General features: G+C 66.5%; 7 protein-coding genes, 1 tRNA gene and 1 pseudogene. 6 read left to right on the top strand and 3 right to left on the bottom strand.

The window, feature by feature from the left end; translation table 11 throughout:
- Nucleotides 1-45 precede the first annotated feature (45 nt).
- Both BM397_RS25435 and BM397_RS25440 read left to right on the top strand, forming a co-directional pair.
- The gene (locus tag BM397_RS25435) at nucleotides 46-258 is read left to right on the top strand and encodes a hypothetical protein (protein ID WP_092429963.1); all 213 of its coding nucleotides are present in this window, start codon (nucleotides 46-48) and stop codon (nucleotides 256-258) included.
- A 189-nt stretch (nucleotides 259-447) separates the two neighbouring features.
- On the top strand, nucleotides 448-2,436 hold the full coding sequence (locus BM397_RS25440; protein ID WP_092429965.1) for an enoyl-CoA hydratase/isomerase family protein: 1,989 nt from the start codon (nucleotides 448-450) through the stop codon (nucleotides 2,434-2,436).
- 20 nt (nucleotides 2,437-2,456) lie between these two features.
- Here the strand turns inward: BM397_RS25440 and BM397_RS25445 are convergent, their stop codons facing one another.
- Nucleotides 2,457-2,672, bottom strand: coding sequence for a hypothetical protein (locus tag BM397_RS25445; RefSeq protein ID WP_092429967.1), 216 nt, complete (start codon nucleotides 2,670-2,672; stop codon nucleotides 2,457-2,459).
- A 180-nt stretch (nucleotides 2,673-2,852) separates the two neighbouring features.
- Here BM397_RS25445 and BM397_RS25450 point away from each other — a divergent pair, with 180 nt between their 5' ends.
- Nucleotides 2,853-3,110 (top strand): DUF2312 domain-containing protein, encoded by a 258-nt coding sequence (locus BM397_RS25450; protein ID WP_092429970.1) that lies wholly within the window; start codon nucleotides 2,853-2,855, stop codon nucleotides 3,108-3,110.
- A gap of 175 nt (nucleotides 3,111-3,285) precedes the next feature.
- Here the strand turns inward: BM397_RS25450 and BM397_RS25455 are convergent, their stop codons facing one another.
- Nucleotides 3,286-4,167 (bottom strand): hypothetical protein, encoded by an 882-nt coding sequence (locus BM397_RS25455; protein ID WP_092429972.1) that lies wholly within the window; start codon nucleotides 4,165-4,167, stop codon nucleotides 3,286-3,288.
- A 95-nt stretch (nucleotides 4,168-4,262) separates the two neighbouring features.
- Here BM397_RS25455 and BM397_RS25460 point away from each other — a divergent pair, with 95 nt between their 5' ends.
- A complete protein-coding gene (locus tag BM397_RS25460) occupies nucleotides 4,263-5,930 on the top strand; it encodes an ABC transporter permease (protein ID WP_092429974.1) in 1,668 nt (555 codons plus the stop codon).
- A gap of 49 nt (nucleotides 5,931-5,979) precedes the next feature.
- Nucleotides 5,980-6,055, top strand: a tRNA-Thr gene (locus tag BM397_RS25465).
- 621 nt (nucleotides 6,056-6,676) lie between these two features.
- On the opposite strand, the pseudogene BM397_RS25470 reads toward BM397_RS25465, so the two are convergent.
- A pseudogene (locus tag BM397_RS25470) lies at nucleotides 6,677-6,908 on the bottom strand (IS3 family transposase); the annotation flags it as partial.
- Between the two features lie 984 nt (nucleotides 6,909-7,892).
- Here BM397_RS25470 and BM397_RS25475 point away from each other — a divergent pair.
- The coding region (locus tag BM397_RS25475) for a carbohydrate-binding protein (RefSeq protein ID WP_092567425.1) at nucleotides 7,893-19,153 on the top strand (11,261 nt) is incomplete at its 3' end.

Below are 19,153 nucleotides of genomic sequence, written 5' to 3' on the forward strand. Positions count from 1 at the left end.
GGCGGAAGAGTCCGACCCGCTGCACCGATATGGAGGAGACCAAGCATGGACGACAGGCTGAAACGACGTATCGATACCGTCGAGCGCGCCCTGTGCGATGCGCAGGGCGCGGAACACGCCGCCCTCGTGGCAGAGCTGGAGCGGCTGGCGGTCGAGGCCCGGGTGCGCGGCATCGCGCTTCCGGCGCATGTGCGCGACCGTTTGCGCAGCGAGGTCGATGCCGAGCTGGAAGCCCGCTTCGACAACATGCCGATCTGATCGGCAGCGCTTTGCCTGCCGGGCCTTCGGGTCCGAATGCCGCGCGGCCCGAACGGGCGGCGCGGCAGATTCTCGTCTTGCCGCGCCTTTCGGAACCCTCTAGCTCGCAGTGATGCCGGACAGGCATGGGGACGATGACAGGCCTCGGGGCGCGGAAGCGGCGCCCGCAGGCAACCGGAAGGGCGGCGAATGGCGCAGACGACAGGCGCGGTGGACGTGCGGATCGGCGAGGGGATCGCCTGGCTGGTCATGACGGGAGAAGCGGACAACCGGCTCACGCCGGCAATGCGCTCCGGGCTGCTCGCGGCGCTCACCCGTGTCGAGGCGGATCCCGAGATCGCCTGCATCATCCTGACCGGCGGCAAGGCTGGATTCTCCGGTGGCGATGACCCGGCAGAGCTCGACGCCGCGCATGGCGATCCGGGCCCCGCCGAGCTGTGTCGCCGGATCGAGCTGTGTCGCAAGCCGGTGATCGCCGCGCTGCACGGGCGCGCGCTTGGCATCGGGGCAGAACTGGCGCTGGCCGCGCACTACCGGCTGGCGGCCCGCGGCACGCTCTTCGGGCTTCCCAATGTGGCGCTTGGGCTTCCTCCCGCCGCCGGGGCAACGCAGCGCCTGCCGCGGTTGCTCGGCGCCGGGCCCGCGCTCGAGATGATGCTCTCGGGCGAGGCGATTCGCCTTGATGAGACCGCGCCTGCGGGTTTGCTGGACCGGCTGGCCGAGGGGCCGCTCGACGAGGAAGCGCGGGCGTTCTGCGCCGAGTTGCGGGCCGAGGGGCTGGGGCCGCGTCCGGCGGCGCAGCGCCGCGAGGGCTTTGCCGACCCGATCGGCTACCAGCAGGCGGTTGCCGGCCACCGCGCCGAGGTGACGGCCAGCGCCAATCCCGCGCGCCGCGAGATCGTCGCTGCCGTCGAGGCGGCGCAGTTGCTGCCCTTTGCGGGCGGGCTCGATTTCGAGGCGGACGCCTATGAGAGTTGCCGCGAGTCCGAGGCCGGCACGGCGCTGCGTGCCATGGCCGCCGCCGAGCGGATCGCCGCCGCCGAGATGACGCCGGCCGGGGCCGCGCCGCGGCGCATCTGCGTGCTGGGCGACGGCCCGCTGGCGGTGCCGATGCTGCTGGCGCTCCTGCCGATTGCCGCCGAGGTCGACTGGGGCTGCGGCGCGCCCGAGGCGCTGCACGCCGGGGTGATCTCCCTGCGCGACCGGCTGGACGAGAGCCGGCGCGTCGGCGTGCTTTCCGCCGAAGAGGCCGAGGAGCGCCTGTCGCGCCTGCGCGTCGGCCCGGCCGCCGAGATGGCGCGCGCGGCGGAGTTGATCCTCGTCGCCGGGCCGGGGCAGTCCGAGGTCGCGGCACCGCCCGGCGTCAGCCGTCTGCCGGTCTATCCCGGCCGGGTCGCCGAGGTCGGGCTGCGGTTCGCGCCCTCGCCGGTAACGGCACGGCTGGTCGAGGTGGTCGTGGGGCCGCGGGCGCGCGACGGCCAGCTGGCCGACGCCGAGGCGCTGGCCGCGCAGATGGGCTGCCTCGCGCTGCGCGTGCGCTCCGGCGGAGAAAGCCTCGGCGGCCGTATCTTCGACGCTTGCTGCCGCGCCGCCGATGCGCTGGTCGACATGGGACAGAGCCCGTTCGACATCGATGCGGCCTGTCGCGACTGGGGGTGGCGCCGCGGGCCCTTCCTGCGCCGGGACCAGATGGGGCTGGCGCGGCTCGGGGCGCAGGCTCGGGCCGAAGGGGCGGCGAATTGGGCCACCGAGCTGGTGCGCGCCGGGCGGAGCGGGCGCGAGGCGGGACGGGGCTTCTACGACTGGCCGGATAGTGGCCTGCCGGTGGCCTCTTCCGAGGTCGAGGCGCTGCTCGCGGCGCGCCGCCCGGCCGCCCCGGCGCTGCCGGCGGCCGAGCTGCGGGGCCTTCTGGTCGGGGCGATGGCCAACGAGGGCGCGCGCATGCTGGGCACGGGCATGCTGCGCCGCGCCTCGGACCTTGATCTGGTCGCCTTGCAGGTTCTGGAACTGCCGCGCTGGCGCGGCGGGCCGATGCATGCGGCGTTGCGCATGGGCGCGCGCGGCCTGCGCGAGGCGCTGGCGCGTGTCACCCACCCGGACCGGGCCTTCTGGCAGCCGCATCCGCTGTGGGACGACCTCGTGACAACCCGCGCCGCCAGCTGGCCCGGCGGCGCCTGAGCCGCCTGCCGGTTTCCGGCTCAGCCGAGCAGGATGCCGACCATCACCATGGCCAGCCCGAAGACCGACAAGAGCAGTGTCGCCATGTTGAGCGGCACGATCTTGCGCATCACCTCGCGCAGGCCTTCGTCATCGAGTCCCGCCCGTTTCGCGCGCCAGACCTTGATGATGCACCCGAAAAGCCCCAGGAGCCCCGCCAGCGACACCGCCGCGCCCAGCCAGATCAGCCATTCCATGCCGCACTTCCCTCCGTTGGCGCCGCCCGTCGGCGCTTTCGGGGCGGGTACTGCATCGCCGCCCGGCTCGCAACCCTCGGCGGCAACCGCCCGTCGCGGCGCATCGGCTCTTGATGGAGGCCGCGCCGGGGGGTAGTCAAACCGGCGATACCGGCAGGAAATCTGGCAGGAGATGATGTGATGCAGGACAATGATTCCGGCGCCTATGGCGTCGCCGCGGGCGAGCTGAAGCAGTTCATCGAGCGGTTCGAGCGGCTCGAGATGGAGAAGAAGGAAATCGCCGACCAGCAGAAAGAGGTCATGGCCGAGGCAAAGGGCCGCGGCTACGACACCAAGGTGATGCGCAAGGTCATCGCGCTGCGCAAGCGTGACAAGGACGACATCGCCGAGGAAGAGGCGGTGCTCGAGATGTACAAGGCCGCGCTCGGCATGGACTGACCGGTCCGATTGGACCTGCGCCGGGGCGCGACGCCCCGGCCACTACCCCGAAGAGGCCCGTCTCAGGACCTCCCGTGCTCCCGGAAACCCTAATTCCACATGGGAAAAATATCCCGGGGGAGGCGCCGTAGGCGCCGGGGGCAGCGCCCCCGGACAGGCCGCCGCCCGCGCTGCGTCAGGGCGTCAGCACCCGCACCCCATCGATTTGCTGCATCTGCCAGACGTCCTCGTCGTAGAGCCCGGTAAGCATGTCGACATAGGCACCATCCCAGTCCGGCATGTCGAGCTCTTCCTCCATCGCGCCAGGCAGGGCGTATTTCTCCATGAAGGCCATCATCACCCGGCGCTTCTGCGCCTCGCTGACCTGCGGGTTCTCGCGCAGGAAGCCGCGGAAGCGCTGCATGGCCTCGGGGCTGACGATCTCGGAGAAAACATCGAAGCTGCCGATGATCTTGCGCTCCAGGTCGATCCCCGCCGCCTCGCGCAGGATCTGCCCCCAGAGCAGCGGCGTGTCCTCGTTGCACCAGAGCGTGATCGGCACCTCGGGCAGGGCGCGGCGCAACCGCAGCACAAGATCGGACCAGCGCAGCTGCATCGGGTCGGCGCCTGACAGGAAGCTCGCAAGATCGAGGTGCGGCGTGGCGCGCAGCATGGCGGGCAGCCAGGTGGCGAAATCGCGCAGCCCGAGGAAGATCTGCAGATCGTCCCCTTCGAAGAGCCGCGCCAAAGCCTGAAGCCGCCGTTCGGCCTTGCGGTAGAGCACGCCCCCTTCGAGTGCGAGCTTCGGGACTGAAAACAGTGTCTCATGGCTGAGAATGAGCCGGTTAACCTGATCCTCGTCCTCGCTGAGAATGGCGTCGAGAAGCACCTCGCGCGCCTCGGGCGCAGGATCGTTCGCGCCGAGCGTGCCGATCGCTTCGGAAAGCAGCATCCGGTAGCGGGACGGGCCGGGGATGGCGATCCCCTCGCGGTGGAATTCGCCGGCGTTGCGCAGCAGCCCCTTGAGCAGGCGGTCCTCGTCCGTGCATTGCGCGCCGATATGGAGAATGACCTGCATAGCCTGTACTTTCGGTTACCAACGGCAGGCAGTATAAGCCTATCGCAGCCGAGGAAAACCGCGCTCCGCCCGGCGGGGCACACGAAGGAGCCGCCATGAGCCTTGCCGACAACAGCGCGCCGCGCCGCGCGCGCCTCTCCCTGGCGCGTTTGTTGCCGAACCCCTGGTCGCTGGGCGCCGCGCTGATCGCCGCCGTGGTGATTGCGCCGATCCTCGCGGTGCTGTGGATCGCGCTGTTTCCCTCCGAGAACATCTGGCCGCATCTGATCTCGACGACCCTGCCGCGCTACTTCGGCAATACGCTCAAGCTGATGGCCGGGGTCGGGCTGCTCGCCGGGGCGGCGGGCTCCGGGGCGGCCTGGCTGGTGGCACGCTACGACTTCCCGGGGCGGCGCTGGCTGGAGTGGCTCTTGCTGCTGCCGCTGGCGATCCCGGCCTACGTCGGGGCCTACGCACTGGTCGACTTCCTCGAATACGCCGGGCCGGTGCAGACTGGGTTGCGCGAGCTCTTCGGCTGGCAGACCTCGCGCGACTACTGGTTCCCCGAGATCCGTTCCATGGGCGCCGCGATCATCGTGCTCTCGGCGGCGCTTTACCCTTATGTCTACCTGCTGGCGCGCAACGCCTTCCGCGAGCAGCCGGGCAGCGCCGACGAGGTGGCGCGCTCGCTGGGGCAGGGTGCCTTTGCCCGCTTCTGGCGCGTTGGCCTGCCGCTGGCGCGGCCCGCCATCGCCGCCGGCGTGGCGATCGCCATGATGGAGGCGGTGAACGATTTCGGCACGGTGGACTATTTCTCGGTGCAGACGCTGACCACCGGAATCTTCAGCGTCTGGCTGCAGAGCAACAACGCCGGCGGCGCGGCGCAGATCGCCGGCACGGTGCTGGCGCTGGTGATCGTGCTGGTGCTGCTCGAAAAGGGATCGCGCCGCCGCATGCGCTTTTTCAACCTCTCCTCGCGGCACCGGCCGGTGGCGCGCGCCGCGCTGCGCGGCGCCACCGGCTGGGGCGCGACGCTGGCCTGCGCCATCCCCTTCGGCATGGGCTTCGTGCTGCCGGCCTGGGTGATCCTCGGCCACGCCATCGACAATGCCGGGGCCTGGACCGACCCGAAGCTCTGGCGAGCGGGGGTGCATACGCTGAGCGTCGGCGGCATCGCGGCGGTGCTGACGGTGATTGGCGGGGTCTTCCTCGTCTATGGCGTGCGCCTGTCGGGGAGACAGCTGCCGCGGCTGCTCTTGCCGGTCTCGACCATCGGCTACGCAGCGCCCGGGGCGGTGCTGGGCGTCGGCATCCTGATCCCGCTGGCCGCGGTCGACCATGTGCTCGCCGACACGGTCGAGGCGGCGACGGGCATCGACATGGGGCTGGTGCTGACCGGCTCGGCCTTCGCGCTGGTGCTCTCCTACTTCGTGCGCTTCTTTGCCATTGCGCAGGGCGCGGCGGATGCGGCGATGGGGCGGATCTCGCCCAACCTCGCGCGCGCCGCGCGCTCGCTGGGGCGCACCCAGGGCCAGACCCTGCGCGAGGTCTACTACCCGCTGATGCGCGGCTCGGTCGCCTCGGCTCTGCTGCTGGTCTTTGTCGACTGCGTCAAGGAGCTGCCGGCGACGCTGCTCTTGCGCCCGTTCAACTACGAGACGCTGGCGACCCGGGTGCACGACCAGGCCTCGCTCGAGAACCTCGGAGGCGCCGCTCCGGCGGCGGTTCTGGTGATCGGTGTGGGCCTGGCCGCGGTGGCGCTTCTGGCGCGGGCAAATCGTTGAATCGCTCTTGCACTCGGGGGCAGAGCTGGCATATGCCTCTGCCCACGGTGCCCCTATAGCTCAGCTGGTAGAGCAACTGATTTGTAATCAGTAGGTCCGCGGTTCGAGTCCGTGTGGGGGCACCATTTTTCCCTTTTCTGTCAGTGCCTTGCTCCTTCCTTGCGGTGGGTATTTTGTTTAGTGGGTACATACGTGGGCCAAATTCTCGGCTAGGCGGAATTTCAGATGCCCATTCAGCATCTCCCTCGCCCGCTCCACCACCTCACGCTTTGCGAACTTCGCATACTTCTGGGTTTGGGTGACGGACGTATGTCCGAGGAGGTGCGAACCTCTTCCAGCCGCATCCCCTTATTCAGCATCCGCGTTGCGTAGGTGTCGCGGCAGGAGCGGATCGTGGCCTTGCCCTTCTCCGCCCGAACACTTGCGGTGGAGGTGCAGGAGGCTTTGATTGCAGCCCGAAGGTTCTTCAGCGCCTTATTCCTGGACTGGAAGGGCTTCGGCTGATCGTGGCGGCGCGACAGCTCCTCATGGAGCTGATCGCTGATGGTGACGTAGACGGACTTCCGGGTCTTCAGATTTCAGTTGTCGATCACTGCTCTGCCCCCTGAAAACTGGCCCGTTTGAAGCTGGAGTTTTCGGCTAATCTTTTCTTGCTGGGAGAGGAGCGGAAACGCATGAAAGCATCGAAGTTCACGGAAGCGTGGAGGGCGTTCATCCTAAAGGAGGGCGAACAAGGCCTCGTCCCGGACCTTGCCTGGAGCCTCCAAGTCAAACTGCCGATCCAAGGTGTTGTCGACCAGGACGAGGGTTTGCCACCATACTTCGGTGGAGGCGATTGTAGACGATATGTGCCGTGATCCCGGCCGGCCTGATCAGGCGGGCAGCGGGGTTCAGGCAGACGCTTTCGCCCTGCTCGAGAAGATCCTCGTGACGCTTGCCGAGCCCATAGATCTCGCCGCTTTCGACCCAGGCCTTCTTGCCTCAAAATTAGCGAAGAAAGCGTCCAGGATACACGGGGCTATTCATGTCGGCAGCCGTCGTGCTGACCACGGGCAGAAGCATGTTCCCGAAGGGCTTCGAAGAAGAGCCGCAAGACGGCTGTCGGCTCGACCGCGCCGAAGTCGCGGGTCAGCGGGATTGAACAGTGCGGAAAAAGTTCCTTGTCGAGAGCTGGCCCGCCACCGAAGCCCTGAGCTCGATGGTAAATAAGTACCCCTGACCCATTCGTCCCTAGGGAGATTGATTTGGCATGGCAATCGTAATAATTGTACCAGTGTCGTGTAAAGGACAGTGGGTATTCCTCGGCGAAAGGTCCCGTCTGCGATTCCTGCGTGCGCCGACATGAAAGTTAATTTCGATTTTTGGGCGCGGGACAACCTTCGGTCGCGTGGCGACAACGAAAGACCTGACCACAGGATTCAGGTGTGCGCCGCCAATGAAGTCCATCTGGCATTGTATTGAATAGAATAAAATATCCGGGTTGCTTGGCCGGTCCGGCAGCGCATGTGATGGTCTCTGCTCCTGCTCGCGCTGAGCCGCTCGATGTCCAGGTGCGAAAAAAATCTTGCCAGATTCTGATAGCGTGTTAACAATTTGGTACGCATGACGCTCATATTTTGGGCGGTGAGAGAACCCTCACCTTGCGGCCTGTGCTGTGCGATTTTCAGTGTTTTCAATTATTCGGATAATTTTGGAACCAGTGTAGCGGCCCCAGGATTCATCGTGCCGCCTCCTAAATCATCCTTCATATCGGCGCCTTTCAAACTTTCGGTGCGCCCTTGCCTTGTCCGGACTCCCGATATCGGGAAAGGCAGTCCGCTTATTTCTGGTGGCTTCTTGGCTGACCAGTAACATCGCGCGCTTTGCTTTATTGCGGCGGGGCGGCTCTTTTTTTGCGCATTTGCGCAAGTTTAATTTTCGTCGTGGGCAAGGCTCGCGCGTCGTGCATTGGGGGGAGTGATCATGCCGATTGATACCATCTATATTCAAGGTGAAGATTTCGTTCTCGATTTGGTGGGGGAAACCGGTGGTGCCAACCTCATTCGGACGCGCACCGAGAACCAGGAAGCCGATGGGGTCAACAATCCCGACGACCCGACGACCGGCGCGAACCTCGGGCTGCCCGAGCATGATATTTACGGGCTGCGGCCCGACTACACCGGCAGCGGCGACGAGGACGGCTGGGGCTATCTCGACATCAACGGCGGTGATACCGGGGCGCAGGCCTCGACCAGCTTCAACGCGGTCGCTGGCACCTACGAGATTACGCTGCGAGTGGCGAACGGAAGCGGGGCCCGGCCGATCTCGCTGACGGTGGACGGCATCACCTACACGATCGCCAACACCAATACCGGCGCCTTCTACTACTGGGAGACCCGCACGGTCACGGTGACGCTCGATACCGACGGCGATCACACGCTGATCGTCAACCAGGACGGAACCGTCGGGGCGCCGAACATCGACGCGATCGCGATTCACGATGTCGGCGAAATTCCCAACTTCTCGCTGCCGAGCTTCGTGGGCGAAACCAGCCTCGTTGTCGCCGACGGTTCGACGGAGGCTGGCTCGGTGCTGGCCACGGACATCGCCAACGACACCTCGACCGATGCGGCCGCCCGCGACGGCATGAGCTACGCGATCGTCGGCGGCGCGGATGAGCTGGCCTTCACGATCGACGCGGGGACCGGTGCGCTGACCCTTCTGTCGCCCGCAGCTGCGGGCACGCAATCGAGCTACGAGCTGCTGGTGGCAGCCACCGATGCCGAGGGCGGTACCACGCAGCAGGCGGTGACCGTCACCGTCATCGCGCCGTTCGAGGCGGTTTATCTGGGCGTCGAGGATATCGACATCATCGATGCGGCTGGAACCGGTACGGTGAAACGCACCGTGGACGGCAACCCTGAAAGTGGTGCCGATTTCACCGATCCGGGTGACAATACCGGCCCCGAGTCGGGCGGCAACGAGTTCGACGATTTCGGCTTGCGCCACAATTACAGCGGCACCGGCTATATCGACCTCAACGGCGGTGTCGGCGACAAGGTCTCTTTTGCCTTCGAGGCGCCGGCCGGCAGCTATGACATCACCCTGCGATACGCCAATGGGGGCACGACGGCGCGGCCGATTTCGCTGAACGTCGATGGCGTGGTCGTCGAGACGCTCGCCGACACCCAGACCGGCGGCTGGAGCACATGGGCGACCGCCACCTTCACCGTGGAGGTTGCAGACGGCACCCACACGGTGATCATCGCGCAGGCCGATGGGGCGGGGGCCCCCAACATCGACGCGGTGGCGATCGCGCTGCCCGGGCAGGCGGTCAGCTTCGCGGCGCCCGAGGTCCTCAGTGCGGCGCAATACGAGGTGCCCGAGAACACCACCGAGATCGGTCAGGTCCTCGTCGATGATCAGGAGCTGACCGACCTCGATCCCGACCTGCTGAGCTATGCGCTGAGCGGGCCGGATTCCGACAAGGTCTCGATCGACGCCGCGGGTGTGCTGACGCTCAACGATCCGGCGGATTTCGAGACGGCGAGCGATGCCAACCTTGACGGCATCTTCGAAGTGACGGTCGAGGTCTCGGACGGGGTGCGCAGCGTGACGCAGGACCTGTCGATCACCGTTACGGACGTCGAGCCCGAGCTGCCGTCTCCGACCATTGCGCCGATCGTCCTGCAGGCCGAGACGGGCACGATCCCCGAGGGCGCGGACACCTTCCACCGGGTGCAGAACGACCCGACCACCGGCGAGGGCTCCGGCAACCTGCCGCAGGACGAATATGCCCTGCGCGTGGGCTACAGCGGCTTTGGCTACACCGACTTCGGTGGCTCCGGAGACGATGGTGACGAGACCATCACCTGGACGGTCAACGTCGCGGAAACCGGGCTCTACGAGCTGCACATCCGCTACGCCTCGGTCGAGGCAGGCCAGACCGACCGCCCGGTGTCGGTTCTGGTGGGAGGCGCCGATGCGCTTGGCGGTCCCATCGGTTTCCCCGAACGCGACGGTTTTGACACCTGGGTGGTGCGCGCGCCGGTGCAGATCGCCTTGCAGGCGGGGGACAACAGCCTGACTCTCGCGATCCCGGCGGGCTACAGCAACGGCCCCAACATTGACGCGATCGCGATCACCAGCGTCGGCGACACGCCGAGCTTCCCGCCGGTCAACAGCGCGCCGGAGTTCGACGCGACCGCGGGCGCGGTCGAGATCGCAGAGAACACCACCGAGGTCGCGGTGGGCCTCACCGCCACCGATGGCGAAGGCGATGCGCTGAGCTATGAGCTGACCGGCGATGATGCCGCGGCTTTCGAGTTCGACGAGGGCACTGGGACGCTCAGCTTCGTCTCGGCACCCGACTTCGAGGCGCCCGGGGATGCGGATGGCGACAACATCTACGAGGTGACGCTGACCACCAGCGACGGGGTGCTCACCACCCCGCAGCAGATTTCGGTCACCGTCACCGATGTGGTCGAGGCGACGCAGCCCAATTCCATTGCGCTCAGCGCCAGCGCCGTCGCCGAGAATGCGGCGGGCGCGGTGATCGGTACGCTCTCGGCGGTCGATCCCGACGGCGAGGACAGCGCGATCACCTTCAGCGTCGATCCTGCCTCGGACTTCGAGGTTGTGGGCGGCCAGCTCAAGCTCAAGGACGGCGTGGCGCTGGACTTCGAGACGACGCCTACGGTCGATGTCGAGATCACCGCCACCGATACGGCGAACGAGACCACCACCACCACGCTCACGATCACCGTGGGGGATGTGGACGAGGCACCCTCCGTGCCGCAGATCACCAGCCAGAGCGTCGACTCCGGCGTGCCGGGGGCGATCATCGGGACGGTCTCCGCGATCGATCCAGAGGGGACGGCGGTGTCCTTCACCGTCGATGACGCGCGCTTCCAGATCGACGGCGACGACCAGCTGACGTTGCTGCCGAACCAGAGTCTCGACTTCGGTACCGAGCCCACGGTCTCCGTCGTGGTCACCGCAGAGGATGAGACCGGGCAGCAGAGCACCCAGACCTTCGTCATCACGGTGAACGATCCCGGTTCCGTTTTTGAACCGATTGTCATCGAGGCCGAGGACGACACGCTTGCGGCGCTGACCATCCTCGACGTCGATGCCAATACCAACGACACGCAGATCCGCGATCCCGAGAACCCGGAATCGAACCAGAACCTGCCCAACGGGCTGCGCCCCGGTTTCAGCGGTGACGGCTATCTCGACTTCGGTGACACGCCGGGCGACGCGATCACATTCACCGTCAATGTCGCCACTGCCGGCGACTACGACCTCAACGTGCGCTACGCCTCGAACGGGGCTCGCCCGCTCGATCTGTCGGTGAACGGCGGCGCGGCGCTCTCGCTGCCCTTCGTAACGACCGATCCCGATGGCACAGGCCCGGAAGAAGGCTTCGACCACTGGCTGTTCCAGACCGTCACCGTGACGCTTGGCGCCGGTGACAATGCCATCTCGCTGGCGATCCCGGCCGGCGCGAACTCCGGCCCGAACGTCGACCGCATCGAGATCACCGAGGCCGGCACCGGCCCGATTCCCGAGCCCGACACCACCGCCGACGAGGGCAATGACCTCGCGGCGGCTCCAGAGGCACCGACCGTCGATCCCTCGGCGCTCGGCGCGGTCGCGTTCTTGCTGGCGGGGGTCGACCCGGATATCACGCTCTTCGAGGTTTCCACCGATGGTGGCGGCAGCTTCACGCCGGTGTTCCCGTCGGGCGATGTCGTCACGCTCGACCTTTCGGCCTTCTCCGCAGAGACGTCGCTGAACCTGATCTTCCGGGTGACCGACGGGGCAGGGAACACGGCGCAGACCTCGGCCTCCATCGCCATCGGTGATGCGCCCGAGGCTTTCTCGACCACCATCCAGCTCGAAAACCGCGACGGCTCGATCCTCATTCTCGACGACACCGGCACCGGCGAGGGCGACCCCGACTCCACCCAATTCCGTGACGCGAGCAACATCGAAGGGGTGACCGTCGACCGCCCCGAAGGCATCTGGTCGAATTACACCGGCACCGGCTATCTCGACATGGGGGGGCAGATCGGTGACGCGGTGCAGTTCGACGTGACCGTGCCGGAGGCGGGCACCTACACGATGAGCTTCCGCTACGCCAATGCCTCGACCACCATGCCTGACCGCCCGATGGAACTGCAGGTCAATGGGCAGACGGTGATCGTGCCCTTCGGCATGACGCCCGACTGGGATGTTTGGGAGGACATCGAGGTCGAGGTAACCCTGGCCGCCGGAGCCAATACGGTGACGCTGGCCAACACCGTTCTGAACGGGCCGAACATCGATAGCGTGACGATCTTCAACGACGTGACGCCGCCGCCGCCGCCCTCGGAGCCGGGAGAGCGCGAGACCATCCGCATCAACTTCCAGGATGGCAGCACGCCGGTCGACCCGGACTACCTCGTCGGCAATTTCACCGACTTCGGGCTGCAGTCCAATGGGCTGACCTACGGCTTCGTCACCGAGGACTCGGCGCTCGATGCCGATGGCACGACCAACACGCCGACCGGCTCGAGCTTCCCCGATATCGCGATCAACGAACGCTCGGGCAACGGCACGCTTCCCGATGACGGATCGCTGCCCACCGAGAAGCTGTCGGTCAACTTCGACAGCATGGATCCGCGTCTCACCGGCTACGCGCATTTCGACCTCGGCTCCTTCCCGACGCGCACCGCCTGGGAAATCGAACTAGAGAACGGCTGGTACGAGGTCACGGTCTCGGTCGGCGACACCGGCGGCCCCAACGACAGCAACAACCGGCTCTTCGTCGAGGGGGCGCTGGCGACGGAATGGACCAGCACCTCGGCCTTCAAGTCCGAACTGCTGACCACGCTGGCGCATGTGCAGGACGGCCACCTGACGCTTTCGGCACAGGGCGGCAACATCACCGAGATGCAGTATCTCGAGATCCGCGCGCTGCCCGACCTCACCCCCGAGGACGGCAACGAGGCTCCGGACGACTACGCCTTCTTCATCAACCCGCGCGCGGTCTCGACCGAGGGCGAGGTGGAGCTGGGCATTGAGGCGGGCGCGCTGCCCACCGACATCAACCCGACCTCGGATATCGTGCTGGGCGTCAGCGTGGTGGACGGTCGCGGCGGCGTGCTGCTGGAAAGCCTCGGCGACGGATCGATCCGTCTCTACGAGACGCTGACCGGCGAGGAGGTCGCCTATAACGCCAACACCACCGGCGGCTTCGACTCGGTGACCATCGCCCCGGTCAGCGATCTCAAGCCGTACACCAGCTATACCGTCGTCATCGACGGTTTCCGCGACCGCGGCGACAATGATGACAGCAGCGCGCTCACCCGCGAATTCCAGAAGTTCACCACCACCTTCACCACCGGCGCGGCGCCGCTGGTCGAGGCACGCGAGGTGGCCTTCAACGACACGGTCGAGCTGAACTCCAACCCGATGCTGGGCGAGAGCTACACTTCGATCGAGATGTCGCCGGACAAGCAGTTCCTCTATGTCACCTCGATCACCGGTTCGATTACGCGCTGGGCGGTGAATGCCGACGGCTCGCTCGATCAGGCGACCAAGGAAGTCTACACCCCGCTCGGCGATTTTGTGGTCGGCGAAGAGCGGCGCGGGATCATCGGCATCGCCTTCGATCCCGAGGACGAGAACACCATATGGATCACCGACAACTACCCGATCCCGCTGAATGGTCGCTCCAACTCGGTGCCCGACTTTTCAGGGCGCATCTCGAAGGTCACGCTCGGTGACGGTGGCTCGCTCGAGGACGCCACGATCGAGACCTACATCACCGGCCTGCCGCGCTCGAACGGCGACCACGTGACCAACAGCCTCGAGTTCCGGCTGAACCCCGACTACGTGCCTGGCGGCGACGCGCCGCAGTACCTGCTCTATCTGACGCAGGGGTCGAACTCGGCCATGGGCGAGCCGGACAGCGCCTGGGGCTTCCGCCCCGAGCGGCTGCTCAATGCGGCGATCCTCGAGATCGACCCGACGCGGGAGGCGCCCGAAGGAGGTTTCGACGTCTCCACCGAGCCGCTGCCGGCGGACGGGCAGAACCGCCGCTTCGCCGATGACGACAACGACCTCAAGAACGGCGGCATCGCGATCACCAGCGGCGAATACGTCGGCAACTTCCTGCACTTCGACGCCGATGGCGTGGCGGAGGTGCGCACCGGCGAGGATGCCTCCTCCGATCTGGTCGTGCGCTATTACGATCCTTTTGCCGACGGCGCGGTGCTGAGCATCTTCGCCGAGGGCAATCGCAACGCCTATGACCTTGTGTGGCACAGCAACGGCTTCCTCTACGTGCCGACCAACGGCTCGGCGGCGGGCGGCAACGTGCCCGACGATCCCTCGACCCCCGAGGACGAGGGCATCAACGGCGTCGGTTTGCAGGCCGACTACCTCTTCCGCATGGTCGAGGACGGCTATTATGGCCACCCGAACCCGCTGCGCGACAAGTTCATCCTGAACGGCGCCAATCCGACCAGCGGCACCGACCCCAACCAGGTGGGCAACTATCCCGTCGGCACGGACCCGGACCCGGACTACGATCTGGAGGGGGCCTACAACCTCGGCAACAACCGCTCGCCCAATGGTGCCATCGAGTACATGAGCGCGGCCTTCGGCAGCTCGCTGCAGAACGCGGTGATCTTCACCCAGTACTCCTCGGGCGACAACCTGCGCGCAGTGCTGTTCAACGAGGACGGCACCCCGGCGCAGGACTTCATCCTGACCGACCTCGACGGCAACGAGATCAACTACGTCGATCCTCTCGACGTGATCGAGGGTGCTGACGGGCGGCTTTACATGCTCACGCTCAATCGCTCCAACGGCATCAGCCAGATCATCCGGCTCGACGCGGCGCCGGGGGGCGAGATCGAGGACACTACCGCCGACGAGGGCGGGAATCTCGCGCTGCTGGTGGTCAGCGCCGCCGATCCCGCCAACGTGCTGTTCCAGGTGATCGGGCTCGATCCCGACATCCAGAGCCTGACCATCAGCCTCGACGGCGGCCCCGAGCAGGTGGTGACGCTCGACGCGCAGAACCGTTTCAGCCTCGACTTCAGCGGCCAGACCGAGCAGGTCTCGGCGGTGCTGACGGTCAATGACGACGACGGTAACAGCGCCTCGACCAGCACTGCCTTTACCCCGGGCGACAGCGCCAGCGGCAACCTGATCGACGCCAGCGCCTTCACCGTGCTCGACACCGATGACGGCACGCTGATCCGCCTGCTGAGCGATCCCAGCACCCATGAGAATCCGGGCGGCACCTACGACACCAACGGCGACGGGATGAACGACGGGTACACCGGGGCCGGCTATCTCGACATGAACGGCGGCGCCGAGGACAAGGCTTCCTTCGTCTACGACGCGCCGAGCGCGGGCTCTTACACGCTAACCTTCCGCATGGCGAACGGCTCGGGAACCCCGCGGCCGGTGGCCATCCAGGCCGGTGTCCAAACGGTGCAGATTGCCACGACCGACACCGGTAGCTTCGCCACGTGGCAGGACTTCGAGATCACCCTCGACCTCGTCGAGGGGCCGAATACGGTGATCATCGAACAGCTGGCCAGCAATGGCGGGCCCAACATCGACAGCGTGGCGGTGGTCGCCAACGTGCCCACCGCGCCAAATGACGGCAGCGAGACCGTGGGCGGCGTCACCTACACCAAATACGAGGCCGAACACGCTGTGCTCGACGGCGCGGTGATCATCTCGGACACCAACGACGAGCGCAATCAGAGCGGCGGCGAATTCGTCGACTTCGACGGCACCGGCACGCAGAGCATCACCTGGACGGTCTCGGTCACCGAGGCGGGCATCTACGGCATGGACATCCTCTATGCGCTCGCCACCACCAAGGCGGCGCGTCCGGCCTCGCTCTTTGTCAACGGCGTCGATCAGGGCATCCTGCCCTTCGAGCCCAACAGCTCGGCCGCCGAGGATGTCTGGGGGCCGCAGAGCGCGCAGATCTCGCTCAACGCGGGGCTCAACACCATCTCGATGAGTGTGCCGGAGGCCAATGGTGCCAACATCGACTACCTGCGCGTCTCGGAGGCGCCGGTGGACACCTTCGTGCCGGCCTATGCCGCGATCGACGGCGAGGGGCGGATCGAACTGGAGGCGACCGACGACACCACCCGCACTTTGGGGGCCACGCAGGTGGAGTTCTACTTCACCGTCACGTCGGATGACACCTACGCGCTGGACCTCGCGGCCAACGCGGGGGCACCGGACGGCGCGGGGCTGACCGTCTACCTCAGCGCCGACGGGGCACAGCCGGTCGAGATCGGTGACATCGGCTTCCCGGGCGAGGGCGATGCGGGCGAAACCTCTGCCTATGTCGAGCTGACCGCCGGTGTGCAGTACAAGCTGACGGTGATCTCGGACCAGTCCGGGGCCAGCGCGCTCGACTATCTCGACGTGCGTCCTGCACCGGGCAACGACAATGCCGACATCGAGGTCCAGAGCAACGACCCGGCCTATTTCGACAACCGGCTGCACTTCTCCTGGATCGACAACCCGACCGCAGTGGTCGCCGACTCACCGCGCGACTACAAGGAGAGCGCGACGGTCACCATCTCGAACTCCGGCAGCGAGACGCTGGAGGTCCTCGAGGCGACGATCACCGGCCCGTTCGAGCTGGCCGATCCCGACATCTTCGAGGGGCTGACGCTGGCCGCGGGGCAGTCGATCAACGTCCAGGTGCTGTTCGACCGCGACGCCTATACCGCCGGCAGCGGCAGCGTCAGCGGCGTCTACAAGGGCGCGCTCGACATTCGCACCAATGATGCCGACACGCCGGTCGCAAGGGTCGACCTTGCGGGCTTCTGGCAGGCGCGCGACGAGGGCGGGCAGGAACCGAACATCAACGAGGTCTGGGACGTCTTCGGCTTCGGCAACGAGATCGAGGGTCTGACCTACGTCGGCGGTGGCGAGAGCGACGAGCTGGATTTCTACGACATCTACCTTCCGGTGGACGAGACCGAGATCCTCTCGCCCTACTGGCGGCTCGCCGACGGGGTGACCGAGGCGCGCATCACCCAGATCGCCGCCTTCCACAGCCCCTCGGGGGCCAGCATGGGGATCCATGCGCCGGGCGACAAGGGGGCCGACGTCGGCCTCATCAGCCACATCAGCAGCAACAACCAGACGCTGCTGCCCATGTCCAACAGCACCTCCTTCGCGACGCGGGTGTTCAGCGCGGCGGACATTCCCGACGGCTGGGCCGGCAACGATCTCTTCGGCATCGAGGTCGCGGGCCTGTCCACCGATCCGCGCCTGAACCCAACCGGGTCGGGCTCGCCGTCGCAGGCCGAACTTGACGCGCGCTATCCGGGAGGGGGCTATACCGTCAGCGACGGGCAGGTCTTCGACGCGGATGGAAACGAGGTGTCCGACGGCTACACCGTGCGTGTCTTCCAGGCGGTCGACGAGGATGGCATCGCCATCGAAAACGTCTTCCTCGGGGTGATGGACTACACGGGCATCAACTACGACTACAACGACAACATGTTCATCATCGAGGGGGTCGCGCCGGTCTACTACGGCGCGGTCGCCACCATCGAGGGGCTCGACGATGCCGCCGCAGACGACCGGCTGGTGTTCTCGCGGATCGACAACCCGGCCAACGGCAACCAGGCCTTCCGCGACAGCGCGGTGATCACCATCACCAACGATGGCATCAGTGATCTGAGCATCGATGATCTCGAGATCACCGGCGCCTTCACGCTGAGCGGGCTGACCGAGGGGCAGGTGATCGCGCCGGGAGCCTCGGCGCAGGTCACGGTCACCTTCATCGGGGTAGACCCGAATGACGACAACCAGGCGACCTCCTACGAGGGCACGCTGACCATCGGCAGCAGTGCCGGGGTCCGCGAGATCGCCCTGGCCGGCCTCGCGCAGATCCAGTCCGAAGGCGGCGAGGAGCCAAGCGTGGCGCAGATCGTGCAGGCTTTCGGCTACTCGACCGACGTGGCGCAGGGTCTGTTGTCCAACGGCGGCGTGGTCGAGACGGTGGGCGACGAGGTGCTGCTGCCCTACCTGCAGCGGCTCGACGACAGCAAGCCGGTGGAGGTGATCCAGATCGCCGCCTATCTCAGCGCGGGGGTCAGCCGGCTCAGCCTGCACGATGTCTCGAGCAGCGCGCTGACCGAGCTCTACGCGCAGGACGACAACCAGTACCAGACTCTGCTGCCGGACGGGCTGATTTCCGGCCCGGGCGCGCAGCCCGGCGTGGCGCGGGCGAGCATCGACCGCGACGATCCCTTCGGTCTGCGGGTGACGGTGGACGGCCAGCCGACCTTCTCGGCCTGGAGCGATCCCGATGCCAACGTGGCGGATGACACCTACAACATCACGCCGCCGAACGAGGGCCACTACATCCGCTTCTTCCAGGCCAAGGACGCGGGCGGCAACGTCATCGATGGCACCTATATCGGTATCCAGGATTACCCGGGCGGGTCGAACTTCGACTACAACGACCACATGTTCATCGTCACCAACGTGCAGGGCTACGAGCTCTCCGCCGAGGAGGACGCGAATGGCGACGGGGTGAACGACGCGCTGGTAAGCGACAGCGACCTCGATGGCACGCCGGACTTCTTCGATCCCGACAACAGCCCGACACCGGTGCAGGAGGCCTATCCCGGCCCGGCCCCGGTGCTGGACGAGAGCCTCACCGTGCTTGCCGCCAACTTCGACAGCGGCGGACAGGGGATCTCCTGGAACGACGATCCTGGACGTGATGGCAGCCACCCGCTGCGCGCGGACACCGACGTGGAACTGGTCGGTGCGACCAATGACATCGGCTACATCCAGTCCGGCGAATGGGTCGAATACACCATCGACGTGTCCGAGGCCGGCACCTACGCGCTGAGTATCAACGCCAAGACGCCGATCGGCGGCAATACCGTCACCGTGACGCTCGAGGACGGCACGCCGCTGGCTACCTTCGCGCTGCCAGACAGCAACGGCACCTCGACCTCGTTCACAGGCACGGTCTTCGCGGCAACGCCGGCGACCAATGTCGTGCTCGGGGCCGGCCAGCAGACCCTGCGCTTCACCTTCGACGGGGCACCTGCGTCCAACGGCTACATCCTCGACTTCCGGTCCTTCTCGCTGGAGCAGGTCTCGGTTGCGCCCGAGGACACGGTGAACCCGGTGGTCGACGCGGTGATCGCGGCGGACATCACGGTTGCCGGGGCGGCGACGGC

The sequence above is a fragment of the Alloyangia pacifica genome (assembly GCF_900116195.1).
In the GTDB taxonomy this organism is placed as follows: domain Bacteria; phylum Pseudomonadota; class Alphaproteobacteria; order Rhodobacterales; family Rhodobacteraceae; genus Salipiger; species Salipiger pacificus.

Bases quoted from the DNA above. Each gene is read 5' to 3' on its own strand.
- BM397_RS25435 (WP_092429963.1), top strand. From the start codon at position 46: ATGGACGACAGGCTGAAACGACGTATCGATACCGTCGAGCGCGCCCTG.
- BM397_RS25440 (WP_092429965.1), top strand. From the start codon at position 448: ATGGCGCAGACGACAGGCGCGGTGGACGTGCGGATCGGCGAGGGGATC.
- BM397_RS25445 (WP_092429967.1), bottom strand. From the start codon at position 2,672: ATGGAATGGCTGATCTGGCTGGGCGCGGCGGTGTCGCTGGCGGGGCTC.
- BM397_RS25450 (WP_092429970.1), top strand. From the start codon at position 2,853: ATGCAGGACAATGATTCCGGCGCCTATGGCGTCGCCGCGGGCGAGCTG.
- BM397_RS25455 (WP_092429972.1), bottom strand. From the start codon at position 4,167: ATGCAGGTCATTCTCCATATCGGCGCGCAATGCACGGACGAGGACCGC.
- BM397_RS25460 (WP_092429974.1), top strand. From the start codon at position 4,263: ATGAGCCTTGCCGACAACAGCGCGCCGCGCCGCGCGCGCCTCTCCCTG.